At 64.8% G+C, this 25,402-nt stretch carries 24 protein-coding genes; 12 read left to right on the top strand and 12 right to left on the bottom strand.

The window, feature by feature from the left end:
- Positions 1-41: 41 nt before the first annotated feature.
- The 8 genes from lpdA to VNH11_19580 all read right to left on the bottom strand — a co-directional run bounded on the left by lpdA (position 42) and on the right by VNH11_19580 (position 10,506).
- On the bottom strand, positions 42-1,460 hold the full coding sequence (gene lpdA / locus VNH11_19615; GenBank protein ID HVA48583.1) for a dihydrolipoyl dehydrogenase: 1,419 nt from the start codon (positions 1,458-1,460) through the stop codon (positions 42-44).
- Between the two features lie 96 nt (positions 1,461-1,556).
- A complete protein-coding gene (locus tag VNH11_19610) occupies positions 1,557-3,110 on the bottom strand; it encodes a DUF1501 domain-containing protein (protein ID HVA48582.1) in 1,554 nt (517 codons plus the stop codon).
- Positions 3,111-3,181: 71 nt separating this feature from the next.
- Positions 3,182-6,316 (bottom strand): L-glutamate gamma-semialdehyde dehydrogenase, encoded by a 3,135-nt coding sequence (pruA, locus tag VNH11_19605; protein HVA48581.1) that lies wholly within the window; start codon positions 6,314-6,316, stop codon positions 3,182-3,184.
- 95 nt (positions 6,317-6,411) lie between these two features.
- Entirely contained in the window at positions 6,412-7,188 is a 777-nt protein-coding gene (locus tag VNH11_19600; GenBank protein HVA48580.1) for an ABC transporter permease, read from the bottom strand.
- A complete protein-coding gene (locus VNH11_19595; GenBank protein HVA48579.1) occupies positions 7,185-7,982 on the bottom strand; it encodes an ABC transporter ATP-binding protein in 798 nt (265 codons plus the stop codon). Before VNH11_19595 ends, VNH11_19600 begins: the two co-directional genes overlap by 4 nt.
- A gap of 124 nt (positions 7,983-8,106) precedes the next feature.
- Positions 8,107-8,424, bottom strand: a complete 318-nt coding sequence (locus tag VNH11_19590; protein HVA48578.1) for a hypothetical protein — start codon at positions 8,422-8,424, stop codon at positions 8,107-8,109.
- 188 nt (positions 8,425-8,612) lie between these two features.
- Positions 8,613-10,202, bottom strand: a complete 1,590-nt coding sequence (locus VNH11_19585; protein HVA48577.1) for a sodium:solute symporter — start codon at positions 10,200-10,202, stop codon at positions 8,613-8,615.
- The gene (locus VNH11_19580; protein HVA48576.1) at positions 10,195-10,506 is read right to left on the bottom strand and encodes a DUF997 family protein; all 312 of its coding nucleotides are present in this window, start codon (positions 10,504-10,506) and stop codon (positions 10,195-10,197) included. The genes VNH11_19585 and VNH11_19580 overlap by 8 nt, the downstream gene beginning before the upstream one ends.
- 517 nt (positions 10,507-11,023) lie before the next feature.
- Between VNH11_19580 and VNH11_19575 the strand changes: the two genes are divergently transcribed.
- Positions 11,024-11,185, top strand: a complete 162-nt coding sequence (locus VNH11_19575) for a hypothetical protein (GenBank protein ID HVA48575.1) — start codon at positions 11,024-11,026, stop codon at positions 11,183-11,185.
- A gap of 1 nt (position 11,186) precedes the next feature.
- On the opposite strand, the gene VNH11_19570 is transcribed toward VNH11_19575, so the two are convergent.
- Entirely contained in the window at positions 11,187-11,486 is a 300-nt protein-coding gene (locus tag VNH11_19570; GenBank protein HVA48574.1) for a (2Fe-2S)-binding protein, read from the bottom strand.
- Positions 11,487-11,489: 3 nt separating this feature from the next.
- The gene (gene nadE / locus VNH11_19565; GenBank protein HVA48573.1) at positions 11,490-13,487 is read right to left on the bottom strand and encodes an NAD(+) synthase; all 1,998 of its coding nucleotides are present in this window, start codon (positions 13,485-13,487) and stop codon (positions 11,490-11,492) included.
- A 128-nt stretch (positions 13,488-13,615) separates the two neighbouring features.
- On the opposite strand from nadE, the gene VNH11_19560 reads away from it, so the two are divergent.
- The 11 genes from VNH11_19560 (at position 13,616) to VNH11_19510 (ending at position 24,010) form a co-directional block, all read left to right on the top strand.
- Positions 13,616-13,882: a hypothetical protein gene (locus VNH11_19560; protein HVA48572.1), complete on the top strand. Its 267-nt coding sequence runs from the start codon at positions 13,616-13,618 to the stop codon at positions 13,880-13,882.
- Between the two features lie 29 nt (positions 13,883-13,911).
- Positions 13,912-14,283 (top strand): helix-turn-helix domain-containing protein, encoded by a 372-nt coding sequence (locus VNH11_19555; protein ID HVA48571.1) that lies wholly within the window; start codon positions 13,912-13,914, stop codon positions 14,281-14,283.
- Positions 14,284-14,287: 4 nt separating this feature from the next.
- Entirely contained in the window at positions 14,288-15,832 is a 1,545-nt protein-coding gene (locus VNH11_19550) for a cellulase family glycosylhydrolase (protein ID HVA48570.1), read from the top strand.
- Between the two features lie 447 nt (positions 15,833-16,279).
- Complete coding sequence (locus VNH11_19545; GenBank protein ID HVA48569.1) at positions 16,280-17,812, top strand: sigma-70 family RNA polymerase sigma factor; 1,533 nt, start codon at positions 16,280-16,282, stop codon at positions 17,810-17,812.
- 286 nt (positions 17,813-18,098) lie between these two features.
- Entirely contained in the window at positions 18,099-19,196 is a 1,098-nt protein-coding gene (locus VNH11_19540) for a CpaF family protein (GenBank protein ID HVA48568.1), read from the top strand.
- 49 nt (positions 19,197-19,245) lie between these two features.
- The gene (locus tag VNH11_19535) at positions 19,246-19,434 is read left to right on the top strand and encodes a hypothetical protein (GenBank protein ID HVA48567.1); all 189 of its coding nucleotides are present in this window, start codon (positions 19,246-19,248) and stop codon (positions 19,432-19,434) included.
- 35 nt (positions 19,435-19,469) lie between these two features.
- Entirely contained in the window at positions 19,470-19,661 is a 192-nt protein-coding gene (locus VNH11_19530) for a hypothetical protein (GenBank protein HVA48566.1), read from the top strand.
- A gap of 8 nt (positions 19,662-19,669) precedes the next feature.
- Entirely contained in the window at positions 19,670-20,236 is a 567-nt protein-coding gene (locus tag VNH11_19525) for an A24 family peptidase (protein HVA48565.1), read from the top strand.
- A gap of 171 nt (positions 20,237-20,407) precedes the next feature.
- Positions 20,408-21,382 (top strand): TadE/TadG family type IV pilus assembly protein, encoded by a 975-nt coding sequence (locus VNH11_19520; GenBank protein HVA48564.1) that lies wholly within the window; start codon positions 20,408-20,410, stop codon positions 21,380-21,382.
- 220 nt (positions 21,383-21,602) lie between these two features.
- Positions 21,603-23,015: a pilus assembly protein TadG-related protein gene (locus tag VNH11_19515; protein HVA48563.1), complete on the top strand. Its 1,413-nt coding sequence runs from the start codon at positions 21,603-21,605 to the stop codon at positions 23,013-23,015.
- 95 nt (positions 23,016-23,110) lie between these two features.
- The gene (locus tag VNH11_19510) at positions 23,111-24,010 is read left to right on the top strand and encodes a TadE family protein (GenBank protein HVA48562.1); all 900 of its coding nucleotides are present in this window, start codon (positions 23,111-23,113) and stop codon (positions 24,008-24,010) included.
- 70 nt (positions 24,011-24,080) lie between these two features.
- On the opposite strand, the gene VNH11_19505 is transcribed toward VNH11_19510, so the two are convergent.
- Both VNH11_19505 and VNH11_19500 read right to left on the bottom strand, forming a co-directional pair.
- A complete protein-coding gene (locus VNH11_19505; GenBank protein ID HVA48561.1) occupies positions 24,081-24,782 on the bottom strand; it encodes a methyltransferase domain-containing protein in 702 nt (233 codons plus the stop codon).
- A gap of 88 nt (positions 24,783-24,870) precedes the next feature.
- Positions 24,871-25,260 (bottom strand): 2OG-Fe(II) oxygenase, encoded by a 390-nt coding sequence (locus VNH11_19500; GenBank protein ID HVA48560.1) that lies wholly within the window; start codon positions 25,258-25,260, stop codon positions 24,871-24,873.
- Between the last annotated feature and the right edge of the window lie 142 nt (positions 25,261-25,402).

Genomic DNA, 25,402 nt, shown 5'->3' with positions numbered 1-25,402 from the left:
ACCTGGTGCAGCGACCGACGACGCCACGGAGTCAGAGAGTCTCACGATCTGCGTGGCTTATAGATTTCCGTCGCGAAGCCGAGCTGTGCCTCGGCGGCAAAGCAAAGCGTTTCGCTGAGCGTGGGGTGCGGATGGATGACCTCGGCCAGATCGCGGGCCGTGCAGCCCATTTCGATCGCCACCACGCCTTCGCTGATCAAATCGCCTGCATTGGGGCCGACGATGCCGACGCCTAAGACGCGCTCCGTTTCCGGATCGAGCAGGAGCTTGGTCAGTCCCTCCGTGCGGCCCAGCGACACGGCGCGTCCGCTGGCGGCCCAGGGGTAACGCGAAATCTCGACTTGCCGGCCGTCGCGCGTGGCCTGCTCCTCGGTCAGGCCGGCCCAGGCGATCTCCGGGTCGGTAAAGACGACCGCGGGAATGGCCAGCGGCTGAAAGGCGACGTTCGAGCCGTGAATAACCTCCGCCGCCACCTTCCCTTCGTGACTCGCTTTGTGGGCCAGCATCGGCTCGCCCGCCACGTCGCCGATGGCGAAGATGTGCGGATCGGACGTCCGCTGCTGGCGGTCGATCTGTATGAAACCGCGCTGGTCCATTTTCACCGCGGTCTTCTCCAGGCCGATTCCCGCGCTGTTCGGCTTGCGGCCGACCGAAACCAGCACGCGGCTGTATTGTTCTTTGCGTTCGCCTTCGTCCGTCTCGAAGGTGACCTCGATCGCCTTGCCTTTCTCGACCAGCGATTTGACCTTGGTGTTGAGATGGATTGCGGCAAAGCGCTTCTCCAGCCGCTTGTGCAAGGGCTTCACCAGGTCGCGGTCGGCGCCTGGCAACAGGCCCGCCGTCAGTTCGACCACGCTGACCTTGCTGCCCAGCTCGGCGTAGACCGTGCCCATTTCCAGCCCGATGTAGCCGCCACCGACCACCAGCAGACTTTCCGGCAGGTCGGGCAAGTCCAGTGCATCGCTGGAATCCATGACTCGGTCGGTCTTCAGGTCGAAGGCGGGAATCTTCGCAGGGATACTGCCGGTGGCCAGAATGCAATGCTCGAACGTCAGCTTATCTCCGTCGCGGCTTGCCGGATCGCCCCCTTCCAACCGCAACGTCTGCGAGTTTTCGAAGACGCCTTTGGCTTGAACGACCCGCACCTTGCGTTGCTTGGCGAGTTGCTTCAGTCCGCCCGTGAGCGTCTGCACGACCCTTTCTTTGCGGGCACGCAAGGCCTCGATTTTGACGTTTGGCTTGGCGAACCCGATGCCCCAGTCGGCCAACTCCTGGGCCTCGCTGACGATTTTGGCCACGTGCAGCAGGGCTTTCGAGGGAATGCAGCCGCGCAGCAGGCAAGTGCCGCCGAGGCGCGAATCGGCCTCGACCAAGGCGACTTCCATTTCCAGGTCGGCGGCCATGAAGGCGGCGGCATATCCGCCCGGCCCCCCGCCGAGGACGACGATTTGCGAGTGCATATTTGTGCGGTTCCGATAAACTGCCTGTTCCAAATCCGTAAGCGGCGAGCCATCTTAGCCGTTAACGCGGTTGCCCGACAAGCAATCAACTGACCGTCACACGAGCAACTCGCCGACCACCTCACCTTCAACCAACGGCAGCGGGCGGCCGAGCGCGTCGCGGACGATGAGGTGATGATCGATGCCCAGCAGATGGTACATCGTGGCCAGCAGATCCTTGGGGCTGACGGGCCGCTGAGCGACGTCGCCGCCGTGCTTGTCGGTGGCGCCCAGCACGTGGCCGCGCTTGACGCCGGCCCCGGCCAGCACCGTCGAATAGGCCCGCGACCAGTGATCGCGGCCGCCGCCGTTGGCTTTGTTGATTCGCGGCGTGCGGCCGTGCTCGCTGGTGCAAACGACCAGCACTTCATCCAGCAGGCCGCGGCGATCGAGATCGGTCACCAGAGCGTGCCAGCCTTGGTCGAAGCCGGGGCACAACTCCTGCCGCATCCGCGGATAATGGTTCCAGTGCGTGTCCCAGCCGCTGCCGGCCAGCCCGTATTCGTCCCAGAACAGCGTCACCACGCGCCCGCCCGCCTCCACCAACCGCCGGGCGGCCAGGCAGCCGATGCCGAACAGCGTGTCGCCGTAAAGCTCGCGCGTCTCGGCCGCTTCCAGCCGTACGTCGAGCGCGGTGCGAAGCCGGCTCGATTGCAAAAGTCCGTAGGTCATTTCGCGGTAACGGTCCAACTGCCGCCCGCTGGCCGTCTCGGTGAGGTGGCTGCGCATCTGGTCGAACTGCTCGACCAGCGAGCGGCGGCGGTTGAGCCGGTCGAGCGTGATGTCGCCCTCCAGGCTCGTCGCCGAAGGGACGACAAAATAACTGTCGGACGAGACACCGATGTACGGGTCGTTGTCGGTATACGTCTGCTGGCCGAGCGTCTTGATGAGCGAGCGGGTGGCCTGGCCGATGAAGTCGGTCCAGACCGGGTTGTATTCGCCGCCCAGAAACGCGGCGTACGGCCCCGCCCGCGGCACCTCGCCCACGCGGCGGGTGCTCATGTGCCAGGGCAAGGCGATGTTGGCGGGAATCTCCGTCGAGCGCGGCTTGCCCGGCGCGTGCGAATCGACGTAATCGACCACCGAGCCGAAGAACGGCCAATGCCGCGGATCGCGGGGACTGAGCTCCATCGGCGCGTCGATGGCGGGCACGCCCGTCAAGGCGAACGCCACGCCGTGCAACGGATAAGGGTGGGTCATCGAGCGAATGACCGCGCAGCGGTCCATCACCTGGGCCGACTTGGGCAACAGCTCGCAGACGTCGAGCCCCGGCACGTTCGAGGCGATGTGGTTCAGCTCGCCGCGGATTTCGACCGGCGCGTTCGGCTTGGGGTCGAAGGTCTCCAGTTGGCTGGGAGAGCCGTAGAGATGGACGAGAATAATGCTCTTGGCTTTGCCGAACGTGCCGCCGCGCGTGGCCGCCGTCTCGGCCGAGGCGTCTTGCAGCCGCAACACGTCTGGCAAGGTCAGTCCTGCCAGGCCGAGGCCGCCCACGCGCAGCCAATCGCGGCGCGTGAGACCCCCACAGAGATTCCGGCGGGAACCGAGGATGTTGAGCATGGCATACCCGTTTGTGGCGAAGGCGTGCATCCCTCGCTCGCGCGAAGGCATCAGCGCCGCTTGATATGTTAGCGGTTTTCGGCGGTCGAAGCCAGTACATCGGGCGCGGAGGCGCGGAGCAATCATTCTCCGCTTTGCGGTCCGGCGGGGCCGGCGGCGGGCGGGGCGAAGCCGCGGCGCATGGTGTTCTCGGTGATCGTGCGCGGAATCACGAACTGCAAGAGGTAGTCGTGCCCGCCGGCCTTGCTGCCGATGCCCGACATTTTGAACCCGCCGAACGGCTGCCGCCCCACCAGCGCGCCCGTGATGCCGCGGTTGAGATAGAGATTGCCGACCATCAACTCGCGCCGGGCACGATCGAGATGCGCAGGGCTGCGAGAAAAGATGCCGCCGGTCAACGCGTAGGGCGTGCCGTTGAAGATGGCGAACGCCTCGTCGAGATCGCGGGCACGGATCACGGCCAACACCGGGCCGAAGATCTCTTCTTGTGCCAATCGCGAATCGGAATGCACGTCGGCGAAGATATGTGGCCCGACGAAGAAGCCTTGTTCCGCCAACGCGCCGACGTCGACCGCCAGGAGCTCGCGGGCCTCGCGCCGGCCGACGTCGATGTAGTCGCGGACGCGGGCCTGGGCGTCGGCGTCGATCACCGGCCCGACGCTGGTGGCCGCATCCTCCGCCGGGCCGACCTGCAAGCTGCGCGTCGCCTCGACCAGCCGATTGACAAAGGCGTCATGCACGCCTGCCAGCACGATCACCCGCGAACAGGCCGAGCATTTCTGACCCTGATAGCCGAACGCGCTTTTGACCACGGCCATCACGGCCTCGTCGAGATCGGCGTCGTCGTCGATAAGGATGGCGTTCTTTCCGCCCATTTCCGCGATCACCCGCTTCACGTAGCCGATGCCGGCAGCCGAAACTTCCGCCGCCCGGCGGTTGATCGCCAGGCCCACGCTGCGCGAGCCGGTAAAGGCGATCAGCGCCGTGTCGGGATGTTCGACCAGCCGCGCGCCGGCCACCTCGCCCGTGCCGGGCAGATAGTTGAGCACGCCCTTCGGCAGGCCGACTTCGTCGAAGGTCTCCATGAGCTTGGCGGCGATGACCGGCGATTGTTCGGCCGGCTTCATTACCACGGTATTACCGGTGACCAAGGCCGCCGTGGTCATGCCGGTCAGAATTGCCAAGGGAAAGTTCCAGGGCGCGATCACGCCGGTCACGCCGCGGGGAAGATAGGTGAAGCGGTTTTCCTCGCCGGGCACATCGACGCCATGGAGGATGGCCTTCCCAGGCCGTGCCGTTGGTCCTTCGATTTCCGGGACGGCCTGGGAAGGCCATCCTCCAGCGCCTTGCAGAAACATCGCCTCACGCGCATAGAACTCGCAAAAGTCGATGGCCTCGCAAATGTCGGCGTCGGACTCGCGCCAGCCTTTGCCGCACTCGTAGACTTCCCAGGCGGCCAGCTCGAAACGCCGACGCCTGAGCACCTCGGCGGCGCGACGCAAAAAGTCCGCACGGGCCTCGACCCCCAGGCCGTTCCACTCGGCCAAGGCGCCTTTGGCCGCGGCGACGGCCTGGTCGACATGTTCGGCCGAAGCGGCGGCACTGGTGCCGACGACGCGCTCGCCATGCGAGGGATCGATCGACGTCAGCCGGTCGCCGGTGTCTACCGGCCGGCCGGCGATCCAAAGCGGACAGTGGCGGCCGAGCTGCTCGCCAACCTGCGCAAGCGCGGCTTGCATCGCCTGGCGGTTTTCCTCACGGGCAAAGTCGGCCGTGGGTTCATTGGAGAACGTACCGTAGGCCTCACGCTCCGCGTGGGGATTCATCTCGCGGAGCGAGATGCCTACGGTTTTTTCCGAACGATGTTCAAGCGGGTTCATAAGGAGTCTCTCCGGCGAAATCTCTTCGGCAAAACTCGCCCTGAGGAAGGAATCGTTTGACGTGTTTTCCAACAGCCGGCGCACGAGATAAGCCATGCCCGGAATCAGCTCGCCGTAAGGCATGTAAATCCGCATGCGATGGCCGAGATCGACCAGCGCTTGCTTTTCCTGGTCGCCCATGCCGTAGAGCATCTGCAGCTCGAAGGCGCTGGGCGAGAGGCCGAGGTGCCGGGCCACCGCGATGCCGTGCGCCAGCGAGCGGAGGTTGTGGCTCCCCAGCGCGGTCTTGAGCACGTCGCGGTGCATGAGCAGGTATCGCGTAAGCTGCTCGAAGTTGGCGTCCGACTGCCATTTCTCCTGCCAGACCGGCAGCGGCCAGCCGACCGACTGGGCATGGATCGTCTCGTAGTCCCAATAAGCTCCTTTGACCAGCCGCACCCACACGGGCGTGCCGCGCTCGCGCGCCCACTTGCCGAGCGACACAAGGTCGTCGGCCGCATCGCGCAGATACGCCTGAATGACGATGCCCACGTGCGGCCAATCGCGGAACTCCGGCTCCATCAAGATTTCGCGAAAGATACGGAGCGTGAGCGCCTTGGTCTGATACGACTCCATATCGACGTGGATGTGGGCATGATGCTCGCGGGCCAGTCGCAACAGCGGACGCAAGCGGCGGCCGACCCGCTGCATCGTTCCCTCCGGGTCGATCGGGTCGAAGCGGCTGTCGAGCGCCGAGAGCTTGATCGACAGGTTTACCCGCGGCAGCTCGCTGAGTCCTGCGCGATCGATCTGCGGCTCTTCACGCCAGGCGTTGACCGTGGGGCTGATCTGTTCGATCAGGTCGAGGTAGAGCCGCCAATAGCGGTCGGCCTCGACTTCGCTCGTCACGGCTTCGCCCAAGATATCGAGCGTAAAGGCGCGGCGGAGTTTGCGCTCGCGCATGGCGGCGGCGAGAACCTCGGCCGTGTTGGCGCCGGCGATGAACCGCCGCGCGTGTCCCATCGCGTTTCGTCGGGCGGCGATGGCCATGGCCCGGCCCATCAGCGAGTCGGGCGTGGCCGCGGCCAACGCCAACCGGACCGCGCCGGGCAAATGCCGTTCGACTTCGTGGAAGTATTCGTGCAGGTGCCCCACGACCGCGGCGGTGCTGTTGAGCATCGGCAGCACGTCGATGAAGCGGAACATCTGCACCTTCACCGATTCGTCGCGCAGGGCCCAGGCCATGACGCGATCGTCCCACCAACGCCGCTCGAAAACGCTGGCCCGGCGGCCCTCGAGATGGGCGAATAGGTAATCACCCACCTCGCGCGTCGTGCGCTCGATGTTTTCGAGGTCTCGCGGGGTCAGTTCGTCGAGTCGGGCAAACTCGTCGCGCACGTGCGTTGGTCGTCCTTTCGGTCAGCAGGCAGGCTCCGTCTGCAGACAGAGCATGTCGCCATCCAAATCGTAGGCATGCACCGTTGGGCGTCAAGCTAGGCCCGCCAGAACCTCATGATCAACGAGCCCAGCGCACTGACGCTGCCGAAAATCACCATGCCCAGCGCCGCGGAGGTGAGCACGGCGGCGAACAGCTCGCCGGTCTTCTGAAAGCCGGTCGTCTGCTGGATCAGGTAGCCGAGGCCCGACCAACGCGCGCCGCTGCCGGCAAAAATCTCGCCCACGATGGCCCCGACCACCGATAGCCCGGCCGAAATCCGCGCCCCCGTCACGAGGTGCGGCACGCTGCTTGGCAGCCGCAGCTTGACGAGCACCTGCCGGCGCGTCGCCCCGGCGAGCTCGAACAGCTCCAAAAGATTGCGGTCGATCTGCGTGAGGCCCGCCGTGGCGTTTGTGATCACGGGAAACAGGCTGATGATGAAGGCCACCACCACCACGCTGCGAAACCCGTAGCCGAACCAGGCCACAATCAGGGGGGCAACGGCCACGATCGGTACCGTTTGCAAAAAGATGGCGTAGGGATAAATGCTCCGTTCGACCACGCGTGATTGCGAGAACAAACAGGCAATCACGAAACCGCAGGCGAGGCTCAGCGCGAAACCGGCCGCCGCGCCGGCGCCCGTCATCATGGCCGCCGACAGCAAGGCCTCGCGCCGCTCCCAACCCGCTTGGAGCACCTGCGACGGCAGCGGCAGCACATTTCGCTTGATGCCCAGCGCGACCACCGACGTGTGCCAGACGGCCACGACCACGATGAACAGCGCCGCAGGCGGCGCGGCAAACTCCACGAGCCATCGGGCCGATCGCCTCACGAGCGTTCCTTCCGCAGAACTTGGGCGATCTGGCCGACGAAGCGGGCGAATTCGGGGGCGGCCCGCAGTTCCGCGTCCCGGTCGCGACCGAACGGAGTGCAAACATCGGCGACGATCGTGCCGGGCCGCGGGCTGAGCACGACGATCCGCGTGCTGAGAAAGGCGGCTTCGGCGATATTGTGCGTCACGAACAGCGCGGTCCAGCCGCGCCGTTGCCAGAGCCGCAGCAGCTCTTCGTTCAGTGCCTGCCGCGTGAGATCGTCGAGTGCGCCGAACGGTTCGTCGAGCAGCATGAGTTGCGGGTCGACAACGAGCGCTCGGGCCAGCGACACGCGCATCCGCATTCCGCCCGAAAGCTCGCGAGGCCGGCGAGCGGCGAACTCGGCCAAGCCGACCATTGCCAACGTCGCACGCGCACGGTCGGCCCGCTCGGCAGCCGCCATGCCGCCGATTTCCAAGGGCAGGGTCACGTTGCGCTCGGCGCTTCGCCACGGCAGCAACGTCGCGTCCTGAAAGACGAACGAGAGCCGCACGCGGCGGCGGGCCGCACGCGGCGGTGCGCCAGCCACCCATGCCCGGCCTTGGGTCGGCGCGACCAGGCCGGCTACGATTCGCAGCAACGTCGATTTGCCGCAGCCCGAAGGACCGACGAGCGAGACGAACTCGCCTTCGTTGACGGTCAGGCTCACATGATCGAGCGCCGGCACCTCGCCGCGGTAGGTCATCGCCAGACCGTCGAGCGCGACGATGGGCGCGTTGGCGGCGGGCTGCGGCGATGGGGTGGCGTTGGTCATGTATCTCATCCGCGGATACGCTAACGCGATCGGTCTGGCCGAGTCAAGTCGGTGGGATGCGATGGCGAGTGCCCGACCGTCCATCTTGACTTGATCTCGCCGTTGCGGCCGAGAGCTTTTGGCGTTAGCGGGCAGCCAAGAGTTGGGCCAACCGGCTTCTGGTATGCAAATAGGCCCGGTAGGCCGACTCGAACGCGCGCGAGCGAAACGAGAACAGAACGACGATGGCGATGGCCGCCGCGCCGACGCTCCGGTCGCCGTGCCCCAGCCAGAGGGCGGCGCCCCAGGTGAAGAGGAAAAAAAGCGACGTGACCGCGACGTCGATCACCGACAGTGCCCGCGGTTCGCGGCCCCAGTCGAGAAACGTCTCGCGCTGCCGCTGCCAATCGAGATCGAGTTGAAAAATCGCCCCTGTTTCCGATTTACTGTTGCCGTTTGCCATCGCTTGTGCCCTTGCGTCTTCGATGTGTGTGCCTCAACGTTGTCCATTGAAATTCATAGGTCAGGTTTTGGCATCCGTCAAATCGGGGCATCGCGAAGCAGCGGCGGTGGCTGGGGCAGAGCTTGGCCAGGACGGGCCCGGTTTGAGGACACGCTCTGCGGCCAAGCGATGCCCCGACAGAGCACTAACTAAGCCCGGTCGAACAAACGCGAGACCACGTCGACCGGCGGCGGTGAGGTGAGCAGGCTGACGATCACGCCCGACGACAGCGACCCCGCCAGGCCCCACACGATCGGCTCCAGGCCGAACAGATAATAAGGCCGAAAGCGCGTGCTTTGTCCGATCATTGGATCGGGCAGATTGAAGCCGATCACGTATAAGGCGACGACCGTCCCGGCGCCGAGCAGCATCGCCGCCATCACGCCGGCGGCCGTCGCACGCCGCCAATAGGCCGCCATCACCGCGGGCACTGCAAAGGCCGACGCCGCGCCGCTGCCGCTGAACACCACCAGCGCCTGCAAATACTGCACGGGATTCAGGTTCGCCACGAAGGCCATGATCCCCACGCCGATCATCGCCGCGTAGGTCAGCCGTTTGATTTCGTGCATCGAGGCTTGCGGCCGGATCAGCCGCTGATAGAAGTCGCGTACCAGGCCCGAGGCAATCACCACCAGAAACGAGCTGACCGTGGCCATCACCGCGCCGAAGGGGGCCGTCAGGATCAGCCCGGCCAAGAGCGAGCCGCCGCTCAAGTGACTGGTCGTGTGCAAGGCCAACCGCGGAATGATCTCGTCGGTCGCCTGCAGATTCGGAATGATCGCCCGGCCGCAGACGCAGATCACAATCAGCGGCAGGTAGATGAGCATGTTGTAAGCGGCCAGCAAGAACACCGATTTGCGGACCGTCTCGGTGTTTTTGCTGGCCATGATCCGCACGATGCCGGCCGGCGAGCCCACGCCCGCAAAGACCCAGACGAAAAAGACCGACACGGCGAGCCCCAAAGGCATAAACACCCGCCCGTCGGCCGAATAACCCGTGGGCAGCAAAAAGCCGGGGCCGGTCTGCTCGACCGCCGCCTGCGAAGCGTGCTCCAGTCCGCCGGCGGCCGAAACGACCAGCGGCAGGAGAATCAGCACGCCGATCAGCATCATCACGCTTTGAAACAGGTCGGTCCAGACCGCGGCCAGAAACCCCCCGATCACCGTGTAGCCGACCACCGTCAGGGCGAAAATGCTCAGCCCCAGGTAGTAATAAAAATCGAGTTGGCCCTCCTGCGTCTCGTCGAGCGTGAGTGCCCCAGACCCAGGCCAGGCGACCTTGAGCACGATCGCGCCGGCCTTGAACTGGGCCACCATCAGAAAGCACATGAAAAACAGAACCAGCGTCAGGCTGAGCAGGCCCAGGCTGGGGCTGGCGAAGCGTTCGCGGAACAGGTCGGGCACGGTGATGGCTCCGGTCCGGCGGGAAAGATGCGCCATACGTTTGCCGACGACGGCGAAGCCCGTGATCGGCACCACCATGTAACTGGCGATCCACAGGGCCAGCGCCCAGCCGTGCGAATAGACCAGCGACGGAAACCCCATGAACGTGCCGCCGCTCTGCACGGTGGCCGTCAGCGCCAAGGCCCAGGCTCCCAGTCCGCGATTGCCGAGAAAGTAGCCGCGCAGGAACGAGCCGCGCTCGACGATGCGTTGGGCCAGCGTTCCCAACCAGACGGAGGCGGCCACAAAGAGCAGGATGGCGGCCAAGGTGCCGGCATTTCCGGAGCTTTCACTCATCCGTCTGCTCCGCGGGCGCGAACAGATCGTCGGACTCCGCACGTTCTTCGCCCAAGTCGGCGTCGGCCATGAAGGCGAACGCCAGCACGCCGGCGGCGATCGTACACGCGGTCCACGGCGCCACGACACCCCACAGCACCCAGTCGGGCACGCCCCAAATCAGCTTCATGCTCGCCGGACCGCTCCGGTAGCCGAATAGGTAGCAATAGCCGACCGTGTAGGTCATGGCGGCCAGCCAAATGACCAGCGCGGCCAGCGCCTCGCGGCGGCCGCTGCGGACGATAGGGTCTTCAGTTGCGCTCATCGTTCGTTCTCTTGAAAGATGCGCACCTGTGGCATAAGGTGCGATTAGGCGGGCATGATTTCGGTGGGCGCTTGTGGCCACTTTAGCGAACGGCGAGAGGCAGGGCAACTAACGAGAGGAAAATCGCAATGATCGAGCTGACCGAAGAGCAGCGAAATTCGATTCGAGACGGATTGCCCGTCCGCGTTGTTGAAGACGGGAACCAATGCGTACTGTTGCGGGCCGACACCTACCAGCGGCTTGCTGAGCCGGACTATGACGACAGTCCTTGGACCGCTGAGGAAATGGATCAATTGCGGGTAGTCGGTGCCCCAGCGATGATCTGGCAAAGCCGGGCGAGACGAGTTATGCGGCGATCGACGGACCGGGAACGATTCTGGCTGCGGACCACGGATCAAAATTCGAGGAGATCCGCGATGGCACTTCCAACACGGTCACGGTGGTGGAAGCGGCCGGGGCTGGAATCCAATGGATGGAGCCTCGCGACGTGCCGTTTGGCACTCTTCGCAATGGTCTCATGTCGCCGACGAAGGGAGGCATTCGCAGCCGTCACGGCGGTACTTGTGCCGCCGTTTTTGGCGATGGGCACACTTCCAGCCTGCGCTCGACGATACCGGTCAAGACCCTGCAGGCCCTGGCGACGAAAGCGGGTGGCGAACGGATCACGGACGGTTTCTGAACTATTCTGTTTCGTCGACGGGCGTAGCACCAGGCGGCGGGGTGCCGTGTCCGGCATGGACATAGGCCGACCGCTGGCGGGCGTATTCTTCCGGAGTTGGATCGTGCTCGTCCGTCACGCCGCCTTGCACCGCCTCCTCAAACAGCCGTCTGAGATAATTCCGGCACCAGCCGCAGCCGGTGCCCGCTCCGAAGCACTCGCTCAACTGGCCCGGCCGCCGCGGTTTTTCGACCCGCAAAAAGTTCACCACCTTGCGCTTCGTGACGTGAAAACAGAGGCAGACTTCGTCGTCGAGTTGCATAAGTTACGCCTCCCGCTCGCCCTTGACATAGTCCCGCAGCTCGGTCAGCTCGCGCTCGTAGCCGCCGGACAAAATCGGAAAACGACACCAGGTTTTTGGATCGAGGTTCTCGTCGTCGACATGGAACGACGGCGCGTAACGCTCGCGCTTCCACTGGTTGCGGCACCAAAGTCGAAAGAAACGCTCGACCCACAAGCCAAGCTGCTCGATCGTGTATTGCGTGAACCGCGTCCGCACCCGCAACAGAACTTCCAGCGGCGTGTACTTGTCGCGGATCGCCGCCCGCTCGATCTCGTCGAGCAAGGCGTAAGGCATCAGGTCCTGCTCGTCGGTCTGGCAGCGTTCCAACGGCCGCAGCTCGGCCGTCGGCGCCTGGCAATTGACGGCCGCCAACGCCGGAACCGGCCGCAGCCCCTCGGGGCCGTGCTTCTCCAGCCAGACCAGCCAGCGGAGCAGAAAGGCTTTGTCGATGCCGGCAATCGGACTTAGCCCGCCGCTGGTGTCGCCGTCCATCGTGGCATAACCGACGGCCGCTTCCGAGCGGTTGCTGGTCGAGAGCAACAGCGCCCCGCGCAGATTGGCCAACAGCCACACGCCCGGTGCTCGCGCGCGGGCCTGGATGTTTTGCAGCGCCAGATCGTCGCACTGCCAGTCGAGCTGCCGCCCGATCGCACGCGAGACGATGGCTGTGTATTGCCGCACCAGGTCGTCCACGTCCCACTCCAAAAACTCGGCGCCGATCGCTTCGGCCACGCCGCGGGCGGCGTCGCGCGTGGCCTGCGAGCTGTTGCACGTCGATTGATAGACGCATGCCAGCAGCACGCGGACCAGATCGGCCGCCGAGCGGACCTCGCGGCCGCGCGGCAAGTAAGGCAGCTTGCGAAGAAGGCCGTCGAGACCCAGCTCTCGCACGCCGAACTCCACGCCCATCGCCGCCAGGCATGCCACGGTGGCCGAATCGACCCCGCCGGACAATGACACCACATAGCCGCACGAGCGGCTCTTGCGCAAATAATCGAACAATCCGAGACTGATGGCACAGGCGAACTCCTCTTCTTTGACGTGGGGGCCTTTTTCCCAGCCCGCCACCGTCGCGGCTTCGACTTCGGGCACGAGCGTGGGAAAGTCGAACGCGGCGCGGACGCAGTCGACTTCGCTTTCGACGCTGGGCGAAAAGCTGCCGGTGCGAGACTGGGCCATCCGCGTGGCATCGACGTCGATCAGGGCGTTGGTCAACTGAAAGTCGGCGAAGGAGAACCGCGGTCCGGCCGCCAGCAGCTTTCCGCCGGACGCGATGAGAGCGCCGCCGTCGTAGATCGCGCGGCCCGCTTCGTTGCCCAGCAGGTTTGAGTAAAGGTAGCTGACGCCGAATGCCCGTGACCCTTCCAGCACGAAGCGGTGGCGGATTTCGGCCTTGCCGAAGGCGAAATGGCTGGCGCTGGGGTTGAAGATGACGTCGACGCCGCGCAGCGCCAGCTCGCTGCCGGGCCGATTGGCGACCCAGGCATCTTCGCAAATCTCAAAGCCGATTTTCAGTCCGCCGCAGTTGTAATGAATGTCGCCCAGCGGATAGTCGCGGCCGAGCACGGAGACCTGGCCGCGGTGCCCGGCGGGCCAGGGCTTGAACCATCGCGGCTCGTAGTGAATTCCGTCGCCCGCCAGAAAGCGCTTGGCGGTGAAACCGAGAATCTGTCCGTCGGCCGCCAGGCAGGCCACGTCGAACAGTCCGTGATGATAAAGCAGCGGCAGGCCGATCGACACGATCATGCCGCGCGTTTGGGGCACGATTTCGCCCAGCACCCGCAAAGCCATGCTCTGCAAGCCCGGCGACAGGAAGGCGTCTTCGCAGCCATAGCCGGTGATGCACAGCTCCGGCAGGCAGACGAGCGAGACGCCCGCGGACCGCGCGGCCTCGAGGGCGGCCAGGATGCGGGCCTTGTTTCCTTCCCAATCGAGCGGCGTCTGGTTCAGCACCGCCGCCGAGACCTTGATGAGCTTCATGTGTGCATCATACGTCCAATCGTGGAGGCGGCAAAAGACGGCTTGGTCTGGCGATCGGCTTTCCAAACGCGCTCCCTTGCCTCTAGGCGGCTGCTGCAATATATTTCAACAGAGTTGGAGCCACCACTGTGCTGATCGACATCATCTGGGACTTGGACGACGAGCCGCAAGGAAACGTGCAGCATATTGCCGAACACGGTGTGACGAAGGATGAAGTTGAAGACGTGCTGCACAACCCGCGAAATCCAACGGTCGAAAGCAGATCCAGTGGTAATCCGACGACATTTGGATATACGACGACGGGACGACATCTGGCGGTGATTTGGGAGCGTGTGAGCGATTCACCGCTCATCGCGTACCCGATTACGGCCTACGACGTACCCGAACCGCGTTGAGAATTGCGATGCCTATCCGCAGACGTCAAATGAAGATCGAACGCACTCCCGAGCAAAAAGCGCGGATCGAGGCGATTCGTGCGCAGGCACAGCGGGACAAGCCCACGTTGGAGCAGTTGGTGGCCAGCGGCGAATACAGCGACCCAGTGCCGTTGGAAGACTATGTGGAGTTGCTGCAAACAATTTCCGCACTGCGCAAGGCGCGTGAAGATGCTGGACTTAGCCTCGCGGACGTCGCTGAGCGAACAGGCATGGACCGCGGAGCGATCAGCAAGTTGGAAACCGGCGTGCATGGCAATCCGACGATGACAACGCTGCAACGCTATGCCGGCGCGGTCGGGAAACAAATCGTTGTCAAGCTCATCGACTTGCCGTCAGATCCCTTGCCCGTTCTGCATTAATCCCATGCGAACTCTACCCCTCTCGTCCCGTTTGCTGTCAACCGTCGCCGTCAGCATTGGCGCCCTGGCGATGAGCGACGTCAGTCCCGCCGCCGAACCGCCGCCAGGTCCGCGAGCGCTGGTCGATTTTCGCGACCAGCAGGCCGTCACGTTGCGGCCTGCGCAGGCCAAGGCCGAGATCAAACGCAACGGTGCCGGGCCTGTGCTGGAGGTTACGACCGACGCCGACGCCGCGTATCCCGGCATTTACATCGAGCCGCGCGAGGGAAAATGGAATCTCTCAGGCTTCGACGGGGTCGAGATGGACGTTCGCAACCCGCAGGACGTGTCGGTCCGCGTGTTGCTGAGCGTCAACAATCCCGGCGCCGACGGGCGGAATCACTGCAACGTCGAATCGGCCACCGCGCCGCCGCACGGCAAGGCCACCGTCGTCGTTCCCTTCGGTGTCTGGCACGGTGATCCCGGCCATCCGCTCGACCTGAAGAACATCGTCTCCTTCGAGGTGCTGCTCGATCGGCCCGGCCGCGCCTACCACTTTTTTGTCGAGACGATCCGGGCAGTCCGCTTCGACGCGCAGTCGCAGGAGTACGAAAGCGATCCGTTCTTTGTGCAGTTGAAGCCCGTCTTTGGACGCGGCGTGAACCTGGGCAACGCGCTCGAAGCGCCCCACGAAGGTGAATGGGGCGTGACGCTGAAGGAAGCGTATTTCGAGGCGATTCGGCGGGCCGGCTTCGACTCGGTCCGCATACCGGTCCGCTGGTCGAACCATGCCCAGCAGGCGGCGCCGTTTCGCATCGAGGCCGAGTTTGCCAGGCGAGTCGATTGGGCCATCGAACAGTCGTTGCGCCGCGGACTGCGGGCGATCGTCAACATCCATCACTACGACGAGATCATGAAACTGCCGGACGCCCACCGCGAGCGGTTCCTGGCACTCTGGCGACAGATCGCCGAGCGTTATCGCGACCAGCCGCCGGAACTGGCTTTCGAGCTCTTGAACGAGCCGATCGAGAAGCTGACGGCCGAGAAGTGGAACCGGCTGGCGGCGGAGGCGATCGGCGTCATTCGCGGCAGCAATCCGAGGCGGCAGATCGTCGTTGGTCCGGTGGGCGCCAACAGCATCAAAGAGCTGCCGCTGCTGGAGTTGCCGCCGGACGACCGCCAATTGGTCGTTACCGTGCATTACTACAGCCCGTTTCACTTCACGCACCAGGGCGCCACCTGGGCCGGCCCACAAGCGCAAGAGTGGCTGGGCACGAAATGGACCGGCACCAAGGAGGAGCAAACGGCCATTCGCCGCGACCTGAACGCGGCCATCGCTTACGGCGTCAAGCACCGCCTCCCCGTCTTCTTGGGCGAGTTTGGCGCCTACGGCAAGGCCGATCTCGACTCCCGAGCTCGCTGGTCGCGATTCGTCGCCGACGAAGCCCTGAAGCGTAAGATCGGCTTTGCCTATTGGGAATTCTGTTCCGGTTTCGGCGTCTACGATCCCCACCGCGAGGCCTGGATCGGTCCACTCAAGGACGCCTTGCTTTCGTCGGCCGGACAGTGACCGTGCCCGTTGCGTCCGGCGATCTACGTCGCGCGACCCCAAATGGGCCCGTCATCGCTGACAAAATGCGGTGGCTGGGGCAGAGCCTAAGCGATGCCCCGATGCGCTACCATCGGGGCATCGCTTAGGCTCTGCTCAAGCCACGGCCATTCCGTTTCTCTTGTTTAGGCGGATTGAAAATTAAGAAGCGACATAACGCTTAGGGGGGTTGTGCCGGTTGTAAGACGCTTCTAGGTTCAATACAGGCGGCAGGACGCGGCCTCTCCGCGGGGCAATTCCATTCATCCGCGACATCACTCCACAGATTGTGCCGCGACGGGCACGCACAGCTTCCCTCCGTCTGGCCGTCGTCATGGCCAAAAGCTTCGCTGCGCCGCTGGGCCATGCCGGCGTAGAAGCGATCGAGGCTGAGCGACCAGGCGGCACGACAATCGGATTACTCGGCTTATGCTTCCACCGGCCAACGTCGGCGACCCTCTCACAGAGTGCCAGTCTTCTTTCGCGCTGCCGCTTTCCGCAGGGGCGCTGCGCCACGATGCCCGCGAGCTTACCGCGGCGCCCGACGCACAGATCGACGCTTTGCCGCGGCACGCCGCAACAGGCATGGCCGATCCGATGCGCCTCTATCTGTCGCAAATCGGCGGCCGGCCGCTGTTGACGCGCGCCGAAGAAAGGGCCGCGGCCGAACGGGTGGCTCTTACGCGGCGGCGGTTTTACCGCGATTTGTTGAGCAGCGACTGGGTGCTGGCCGAAATGGCTTCCCTGCTCCGCAAAGTGCGCGACGGCGGCGAACGGCTGGACCGCGTGCTCGACGTGCTGGCGACCGATGCCGACCGCAAACGCCAGTTGCGCGGTCCGTTGCTGGCCAACCTGGCCACGTTGGAGTGCCTGTTGCACCTCAACCATGCCACATTCCGCCGCGTGATGGACAAGCGGCTCGCGGCCTGCCAGCGGCGGTCGGCCTGGCGCAACCTGCTGGCCCGCCGGCGGCGCGCCGCCCGGCTGATGGAAGAACTGGGGCCGCGGGGCACGCGGCTGCAACCGTTGGCCGACAAGCTGATGAGTCTCGCTCGACGCATGGGCCGGCTGTCGGACCGCTTGGCCGCGCTCAAGTCGTCGCCCGAAGCCTCGCCGGCGGCGCTGCAAGCCATCCGTTGCGCCCTGCGGTTCTTGGTGCAAGTGACCGGCGAAAGCTCCTCGACGATGTCGGCCCACGTTGCGCGGCTGACTGCTTTGCAGGCCGAGTATGCCGCGGCCAAGACCGAGCTGTGTACCAGCAATCTGCGGCTGGTCGTCTCCATCGCCAAGCACTATCAGGGACGCGGACTGTCGTTGCTCGATCTGATTCAAGAAGGCAACGCGGGACTGATGCGGGCGGTCGACAAATTCGAGCCGCAACGGGGCTTTCGCTTTTCCACCTACGCGACCTGGTGGATCCGTCAGGCGGTGACCCGCGCCATCGCCGAGCAGGCCCATACGATTCCGGTGCCTTCGCACCTGGAAGAGACCATGCGTTCGGTCCGCCGTCTGTCGGCGCTGCTGCGTCAGGAGTTGGGCCGCAATCCGACGCGCGAAGAGATCGCCGCGGCCGCCGGGCTGTCGCTGGAGCAGACCGCCACGGCCCTGCAGGTCGAGAGGATGCTTGCCACGCCGTTATCGCTCGACCAACCGCTGCACGAGCACGATGCCGGCAGCTTCGGCGATTTCGTGGCCGATTATCGAGAACCGGCCACCCTGGTGGAAACGACCCGCGAAGACCTGCGCCGGCGGCTCGACGAGGCGTTGGCCTCGTTGGCGCACCGCGAGCGGGAGGTGGTGCGGCTGCGTTACGGGCTGGCCGACGGTTATTGCTACACGCTGGAAGAGATCGGCCGCATCTTCAACCTGACGCGCGAGCGGATACGCCAGATCGAGTCGAAAGCGCTGACCAAGCTGCAATATCCCGCGCGTTCGCGCTCGCTGGCGGCGTTCATCGACTAGCCGGAGCGGGCAATCCTGGCAAACCACCGGCTGGCCCGACCCGTAGGTCGCTTGACACGCGATCGAGAAGAGGTTTTTCGCGGCGGTTCCTTCGTCAGCTTGGGCGACCGGACCAATGGTCAAGCGATCGTCCAAGGCGACTAGCCGAGGCGGCCCTGCAGCCACATCGAGCGGCAAGAGCCGGCCTGGCCGGCGGCTTAGGTGGTCGACAGGTTGACAAGCCGGCGGCCCCTGTTAGGCTGACGGCCGCCTCTGCGAACGGCGTTCAGCCTTCGGCGTAAGTGCCATGTCCCGACAAGCGATCTTCGAAGCCAGCGTCAGCTACTTTCTGGGCCCGATCGGTCCCTTTCTGGAAGACGAATCGGTGACCGAGATCATGGTCAACGGGTACGACCAGATTTACATCGAACGCCGCGGGCGGCTGGAATTGACGGCGGCCCGCTTTTCCAGCGACGACGCGCTCTTGTCGGCCATCCACAACGTGGCCCAGTGGGTCGGCCGCGAGATCAACGAAGACCGGCCGGTGCTCGATGCCCGGCTGCCCAACGGCTCGCGCGTTCACGCGGTCATCCCCACGGCCTCGCGCCGCATCTACCTTACCATCCGCAAGTTCTCGCGCGAGACGCTCACGCTCGACGACCTGCTCCGCTTCGGCAGTCTGTCGCCCGCCGCCAAAGAGTTTTTGGAACTGTGCGTGCGGATGAAGAAGAACATCTTGATCTCCGGCGGCACGGGCACCGGCAAGACGTCGCTGTTGGGGGCGCTGTCGAGGGCCATCCCCGACGAGGAACGCATCGTGGTCATCGAAGACACCTCCGAGCTGCGGCTGCTGCAGCGGCACTGCTTGTATCTGGAGGCGCGGCCGCCGAACGCCTTCGACCGCGGCGGACTGACGGTGCGGCAGTTGTTCGTGGCCTCGCTGAGAATGCGGCCCGATCGCATCGTGGTCGGCGAAGTGCGTTCGGGCGAGGCGCTCGACCTGGTGCAGTCGATGCTCAGCGGGCATGCCGGCAGCCTGTCGACGGTGCATGCCAATTCCGCCCGCGACGCGCTCACGCGGCTGGAAACGCTGTCGCTGATGTCTGAGGTGGAGATTCCGGTCTATGTGGCCCGCGCTCAGGTCGGTTCGGCCATTCACCTGATCGTGCAGCTTGCCCGCTTCGCCGACGACGGCTCGCGGAGAATCACGCAAATCGCCGAGGTCAAGGGGCTCGACCGAGACAACCGTTATGAGCTTGTCGACCTGTTTTTGCACAAGATCGTAGGCCGCACGCGAGAGGGCGCCGTGCTGGCCGAACTGACGCCGACGGGCGTCGTGCCGGGCTTCCGCGAGGAACTGGCTCAGTACGGGCTGGAGCGGGAGGTGAAGCTGACGGGCCCGTAGTGGGCTGAATAACTTGCACTTCTGGCCCGGCTGCCTTAGAGTGAGCGTTATGGGCGGGCGACGTACCAGACGCGGAAGTCGGAACCGGCGAGATCGCGCCGGCGCGGCGACGCTCGACTATGCGCTGTTGATGGGTGTGGTCCTGCCGATGGCCGCCTTCTGTATGTGGGCGGGGCCGCGGTTGATGCGGCAGGTGTACGAGATGCTGTTGGTCTGCATCTCCTGGCCGTTCCTGTGATCGCCATGAATCCAAAGCCAAGTCCAAAAGCCTCGATGTCGAATTTGCTCCGTCGCCTGCACCGCGACGAACGGGGCGCCGTGAGCTTCGAGACGATATTGATCATCGCCGCCATCGCGCTGCCCATTTTGATCTTCTTGCTCAAGGTCGGCTGGCCGCGGATCAAAGCCCTGTGGAGCAAGGGCATGTCCGACATCGAAGGGGCGCAGAACAGCGCCACCCAGTAACAGCCGCGATGATCGCCCTCGCGTGCCTGTTTGTGCTGATCGCCGTCGCCGCCGCGACCGACTTCACCCGGCACAAAATCTATAACTGGACCACCTACCCCGGCGTGCTGATCGCCCTGGCGCTGAACGCCTCGGCCGGCGTGCTTGAGTCGAACGGGGCGGTGTCCGACGAGCAGGCGCGTCGCTACCTCGGCGCGGTCGGCATCGAAGACAGCCTGGCCGGCCTTGCGCTCTGCGGCGGATTGATGCTCGTTTGCTACGTCCTGTTCCGCGTCGGCGGGGGCGACGTAAAGCTGATGGCTATGATGGGGGCGTTCCTGGGCGTCGAGCGCGGGCTGGAAGCCTTGCTCTGGACCTTCGTGCTGGCCGCCTGTCTGGGCATCATCGCCTTGGCTTGGAAAGTCGGTCCCGGCAGGCTGATGGCGAGAGTTTTTCGCCAAGGTTTGTATACTCTAAAGATCGGTGGCTGGGCCGAGCTGTCGCCGGAAGAACGTGCCCTGATGACCTTTCCTTGGTTCCTGGCGCCGACGGCGCTGGCGGCCGTCATATTGGTGCATAGTGGGTTGCTGCGATGAGGGTTCAGAGATTAGAGATGAGGGATGAGGGATGAGGGATAAAGGAGTTGTCCGTGCCCCGTTCCTCAATCTGCGATGTCGTAGGTCGGCGTTGCACGCTCGCTCTCGTCCTCACGACGTCCCTCCCTCATCCCTCGTCCCTCATCTCTCATCCCTCATCTTTACGCCGCAATGAACCGAGTTGTCCTGCAAGCCTCTTGTCCCTGGTTGCTGCTTTTGGCGATCGCCACAGCGGCGGCCTGGGCGATCGCGCGCGCGAGCGGTGCGCGGCCGCGGTTCGGCAGGCTGGCGCGGTTGCACGGCGACCAAGCGGGCGCGGTGCAGAGCCTGAGCTTCGTGCTCGTGCTGCCGATGTTCGTGATGGTCATGCTGTTCATCGTGCAATTGAGTCAGGTGTTGATCGGCACGATCGTGGTGCATTACGCGGCCTTCGCAGCGGCGCGCAGCGCGGTGGTTTGGGTTCCGGCCCGGCTCGAGCCTTACGATCCGCAGTATGACTTCGATTTCGACACCTACGGCCCTTACTTGCGGGAGAACCAGGTGGGGCCGCTACTCACGGTCGTCGGGCCGGGCCAAGGCGGCACGATCTATCGCATCAACTCGCCCACTCCGAAGCTGCAAAAGATCCAGACGGCGGCGGTGCTGGCCTGCTTGCCGATCTGCCCGTCGCGTAACGTGGGTATCGGCGGCCAAAACCAGCCAGCCGGTGGTGTGATCGAACGGCTGTACCAAACGTTGGCGCCGCGAGCGGCCGTCAACCCGCAAGTCAACGTTCGGCTGCGCAACAAGCTGGCGTATGCCGCGGCGGCCACGTCGGTGGAAGTGACGTTCCTGCACCGCGGCGATGAACCGCCGTTAGGTCCGTATCTGGTGCGCAGCCTGCTCGGTCCGGACCTGGAGCGGTTCTACGTCTGGGAAGTCGGTTGGCAGGATCCGATCACCGTGACGGTGACGCACCAGTTTGCGCTGCTGCCGGGTCCCGGCCGGTTCTTGTCTCGGCCGCTGGTATCGCCGTCGGGCGAACCCGACACCTTGGCGCGCAAAATTCGCCAGCGCGACGGCGTGTTTGTCTATCCCATCTCCGCGACCGTTACGTTGGGCAACGAGGGCGAGAAATCGGTGCTGCCGTATGTGCAAGCGTTGTAAGCTTCGCAGGACGACCGTGGAGGATGGCCTTCCTAGGCCGTCGCGTGCCTCGTTGGACGGCCGGTGGCTGGGGCAGAGCGTGGCCTCGATCGAGCCAGCCATGCAAAACCGCGCGGCGGCCACGCGATGCCCCGGTGGTGCGACGACCGGGGCATCGCCTGGCCATTCCGCCCTACGGTATTCACGGCCGTCTCGCGGCCAGGCTCTGCCCCAGCCACCCATGCGTACCTTGCAACGCCTGCACCGCGACCAGGATGGCACGATCAGCCTGCTCTCGGTGTTCTCGCTGCTGCTATTGACCATGCTATTGGGCATGGTGATGAACGTCGGCCGGCAGGTCGATCGCAAGGTGCGGATGCAGAACGCGGCCGATGCGGCGACCTATTCGGGCGGGGTCATGCTGGCGCGAGGCATGAACTCGCTGGCCTTCACCAATCACCTGATCTGCGACGTGTTCGCCCTCACCGCTTATATGCGCGAGGCCCGCGACCGCAGCTCGGCAACGCTTGCCCCCGACGCGCTCGCCGCCTGGGCCGCCATGGCGCCCTGGCTGGCGGCCTCGCCCTTCCCCAAGTTCTCCGCCTTAGGCACCGCGACCGCGCTCAAGGTGCCCATGGAAGCCGAGATGGTCCGTTCGTTCACCGAGTGGTCGTCCGCCGCCAGCGCCATGATTCTGCCGGTGCTGGAAGAGATTCTCGCGCAGGAGCTGATTCCCAAGTATCAGCGGGCCCTCGTCGCGACGATGCCGCAGGTCGCCCAGATGACCGCCCGCGAGATTGCCCGGCAGCACGGGTTGCTCGACGGCGGACGCGGCGATTGCCTGGCCACGCTGTGGCGCACGACCGGGCAGGCACTCGGCACAACCTACGATGGCCCCGGCGCTTGGATGATGCGCACGTTGCCCGTCGTCGATCCGATCAGTGACCTGCCGGGCGGCGATTACTTTGTGATCTCGACGCAGCAGCGGCACGCCTTGGCGCACCAGTATTTGGACGCCTGGAACAAGGAGACGCTGCAAGGCTTCGACAGCGAGGGGCAGATGAGCCAGTTCGCCAACTTCTGGCGCGGGTTCACCTGCGGCAAGCTCGACTGGCTGCTGGACGTCGAAAACACCGCCCAGAACATGCTGTTCGTCATCCGTACTCCGGTCGAGTCGATCGCCGACCGCCAGAGTCATCTGGAACGGGAATTCACCTGGGTGGGCATTGGTTATCGCCCACAGCTTCGGCAGACGTTGCCGGGCCTGTATCGCAATCCGCTCGTCGCCGACGACATGGCCTACGCCCAGGTGACGATGTTCATTCCGCGGCCGCGGCTGGTGCAATACGAGCCCGGCCTGCCGCCGCCGGGCGGACTGTACGGCGGCGTGCCCGGCGACACCGGGCCGCCGCCGGCGCCCGGCGAAGCGGCGTCGGCGCTGGGCGGCAATCGTCAGATTTGGTGGGTCCGCTGGCAGAACCGGCCGCGAAGTTGGGACTTGCTCAATCAGAACTGGACCGTGGCGCTTGTGCCCGCGACAAGTGCCAGCCTTGGGCCGCTGCTCAGCATGCCTCCGCCCGGATTCGGCAATGTGCGCGTGCGGTACCTGCAAGGCTTTACGCCGTGGGAATTGCAAAGCGTGAATATGCACTGAGACGGGATGAGAGATGAGGGATGAGAGATCGAGATGTAGGGTGGGCCGGCGCTCGCAAGCTCGCTGGTCCCACCCTACGACGAAGTCGAACAACGATGCGGTCCACACGCCGAGGGCTGGCGCCTTTGGAGTTCGTGCTCTGTCTGCCGGTGCTGCTGTTCGTGTTGGCACTGATGGTCGACACGGGCAGCAAGTCGTGCTGGAAGCTGCGCGGCGTGGTGGCCGCGCGCGACGCCGGCTGGCGCACACGTTGGGACCGCAGCTCGGGGCCATTGGGAAACCCGATCTCGTGGCCGCCGCCTGCGGAAATGGGCACGGACGCCACAGGACCCAATGCCAGGCTCGAGACGCCGCAGTTGAACCATCCGGTCGTGCGCGGACCCACGCTGGGCACAATTCTTGTTCGCAGCGAGCTGCTCGATCAGACGCGCGGCGGCTTGGTCGGCTATTCGGGACGCACCTGGACGCCACCCTTGCTGCCCAAGCTCGGCGCCAAACCGATGAACCAACAGCACCCGCTGATCGATGGCAAGTGGCAGTATCCGCAGATGGGAATTCCGCAGACGAATTGGCACCGCATCCCTTATATCTACGTTTTGCCGCAAACCGATCCCAGCCTAAAGGCGGCGTATCTGCTGGCGGTGGCGGCCATCCAAATGGCGCCGTTCCGCCGCGCCTTGGACGTGCTCGACCGTGACGAAGAAATCCACGCATGGTACGGTAGCTACCGAAATTTCCATCCGCGCGTGACCTTTTGCGACTACGACTTGCAGCGCGTGGCCACCAACCAGCGGGCCTCGCTCGTCCGCCGCATTCAAGGCGGACTCTACACTCACAAACCCAAGAACGGAATACCGGGCACGCTCACGCGCTTTTGGATCAACATGTACACGCAACAGCGGGCAGTCGCGATCCAGTCCGGCCAACTGGGCCAGGCCGCCGCACTGCAAGCCCTGATCGAGCTGTTGCAAGGTTATTTGGATACGTTGCCATGAGCGTTGACAGAATTGTAGGGTGCGACCAGCGGGTCGCGAGGGCTGACCCGCCAGGTTCAAGGCATCGGCTTTACAATCTCGTCAACAAATAAAACCCTCGCGGCCCGTTGGGGGCCGCGTCGTCCTGCCACAGCCGCTCGTATGCGAAGCCGCATTCGGCAAAGAGTCGAAACAATTCCGGCCGCGTAAGCCAGAACGAACGCGGTCCGACGCCGCTCTGCTCGTCCTGCCAGCCAAATTCGCCCGCCCAGCAGCCTTGATAACCGTCGACGACGTCGATCGGCTCGTTCGGCCGCGCCGTGTGCGTATCGAAAGCCATTCGCGACGCCATCCCGGCGATGCTCCGAAAATGCTCGACCGGGTTCTCCAGATGGTAGAAGACGCCGGAATGGTAGACCAGGTCGAACGTGCCCAGGTCCGCCATCCGCCGCGCGTCGTACAGGAGCAGCCGTGGATGAAAATCGAAAGCCAGGCAGCGGGCGAACGTTTTGATGACGCAGCTCGGCCGCACGTCGAAGGCCGTCACGTCGGCGCCGGCCCCACACAGACCGACGGTGATGTGGCCGTCGAGGCAGCCCGGCTCCAGCACGCGCAGGCCGGCAATCCCGGACGCGCCGAGGCGGTCGAGCAGCAACTGCAGGCGGGTGTCGACGAGCGGATAATCCCAACTGCCGCCGCCGACCATTCTGCCCGCCCCGTCGCGCTGGAACATGATCCACTTCAAACCGCCGTTGATGTCCGCAAGTTGCTCGTCGGTGACCCGGATGTGCATGTGGTTCTCCTCGAATCAGCGCCGCGCCTCGCGGTTCACGCGCGTTCGCGACAGGCACAGCGAAGGCGGCAAAAGAGGCGCGTCGCGGTCATGCGCGGCTCCGGGCCAATCTGGCGGCTTCTTTCGCCGCGTCGTGCGGCTCGTCGGCCCGCGCGACGAAACACGCTCGCGCGCGGGGCGGGCTCCAAAAGTACACAGCCACGCTCTTGCGCCGCACCTCCGGCGGACAGCGCAAGGGCTCGCTGTGGCCGTGAAAACTATGGGAGCTTGTCTCGAACAAAACCGCCCGGTTCCACAAGGGGGCGATGCGCCTAACGACGCGGGTGCGGGCACGGTCCCAGAATTCGAGACATCCGCCCCATTCTTCCCGCCACCCTTCGGTGCAATACACGATCAGGTTCAGCCGCCGGGCCAGCCCCGTCTGCGGATGGCGCTCGTTGTCGAGGTGAACGCCCAGAAAGCCGCCGGGCTCGGTCATGTGCAGCAATTCCCGCTGACCCAAAAAATGGCCTGAAATTGGGGGTTGGGGCGGCCGGCTTTCGCGAACCGGCGGTCTGAACAGGTGTTCTCGCGCGGCAGGTCGGTGGCTATAATCTGGCCAGCGGTTTCGGATGACCGTA

Source organism: Pirellulales bacterium (genome assembly GCA_035533075.1).
Lineage (GTDB): Bacteria > Planctomycetota > Planctomycetia > Pirellulales > JAICIG01 > DASSFG01.
This window is presented reverse-complemented; position numbering and strand designations above follow the sequence as displayed.

Coding starts and splice junctions, on each gene's coding strand:
- lpdA (HVA48583.1), bottom strand. CDS start 1,460: ATGCACTCGCAAATCGTCGTCCTCGGCGGGGGGCCGGGCGGATATGCC.
- VNH11_19610 (HVA48582.1), bottom strand. CDS start 3,110: ATGCCTTCGCGCGAGCGAGGGATGCACGCCTTCGCCACAAACGGGTAT.
- VNH11_19595 (HVA48579.1), bottom strand. CDS start 7,982: ATGACCAACGCCACCCCATCGCCGCAGCCCGCCGCCAACGCGCCCATC.
- VNH11_19590 (HVA48578.1), bottom strand. CDS start 8,424: ATGGCAAACGGCAACAGTAAATCGGAAACAGGGGCGATTTTTCAACTC.
- VNH11_19585 (HVA48577.1), bottom strand. CDS start 10,202: ATGAGTGAAAGCTCCGGAAATGCCGGCACCTTGGCCGCCATCCTGCTC.
- VNH11_19580 (HVA48576.1), bottom strand. CDS start 10,506: ATGAGCGCAACTGAAGACCCTATCGTCCGCAGCGGCCGCCGCGAGGCG.
- VNH11_19575 (HVA48575.1), top strand. CDS start 11,024: ATGTCGCCGACGAAGGGAGGCATTCGCAGCCGTCACGGCGGTACTTGT.
- VNH11_19570 (HVA48574.1), bottom strand. CDS start 11,486: ATGCAACTCGACGACGAAGTCTGCCTCTGTTTTCACGTCACGAAGCGC.
- nadE (HVA48573.1), bottom strand. CDS start 13,487: ATGAAGCTCATCAAGGTCTCGGCGGCGGTGCTGAACCAGACGCCGCTC.
- VNH11_19555 (HVA48571.1), top strand. CDS start 13,912: ATGAAGATCGAACGCACTCCCGAGCAAAAAGCGCGGATCGAGGCGATT.
- VNH11_19550 (HVA48570.1), top strand. CDS start 14,288: ATGCGAACTCTACCCCTCTCGTCCCGTTTGCTGTCAACCGTCGCCGTC.
- VNH11_19545 (HVA48569.1), top strand. CDS start 16,280: ATGCTTCCACCGGCCAACGTCGGCGACCCTCTCACAGAGTGCCAGTCT.
- VNH11_19540 (HVA48568.1), top strand. CDS start 18,099: ATGTCCCGACAAGCGATCTTCGAAGCCAGCGTCAGCTACTTTCTGGGC.
- VNH11_19535 (HVA48567.1), top strand. CDS start 19,246: ATGGGCGGGCGACGTACCAGACGCGGAAGTCGGAACCGGCGAGATCGC.
- VNH11_19530 (HVA48566.1), top strand. CDS start 19,470: ATGTCGAATTTGCTCCGTCGCCTGCACCGCGACGAACGGGGCGCCGTG.
- VNH11_19525 (HVA48565.1), top strand. CDS start 19,670: ATGATCGCCCTCGCGTGCCTGTTTGTGCTGATCGCCGTCGCCGCCGCG.
- VNH11_19520 (HVA48564.1), top strand. CDS start 20,408: ATGAACCGAGTTGTCCTGCAAGCCTCTTGTCCCTGGTTGCTGCTTTTG.
- VNH11_19515 (HVA48563.1), top strand. CDS start 21,603: ATGCGTACCTTGCAACGCCTGCACCGCGACCAGGATGGCACGATCAGC.
- VNH11_19510 (HVA48562.1), top strand. CDS start 23,111: ATGCGGTCCACACGCCGAGGGCTGGCGCCTTTGGAGTTCGTGCTCTGT.
- VNH11_19505 (HVA48561.1), bottom strand. CDS start 24,782: ATGCACATCCGGGTCACCGACGAGCAACTTGCGGACATCAACGGCGGT.
- VNH11_19500 (HVA48560.1), bottom strand. CDS start 25,260: ATGACCGAGCCCGGCGGCTTTCTGGGCGTTCACCTCGACAACGAGCGC.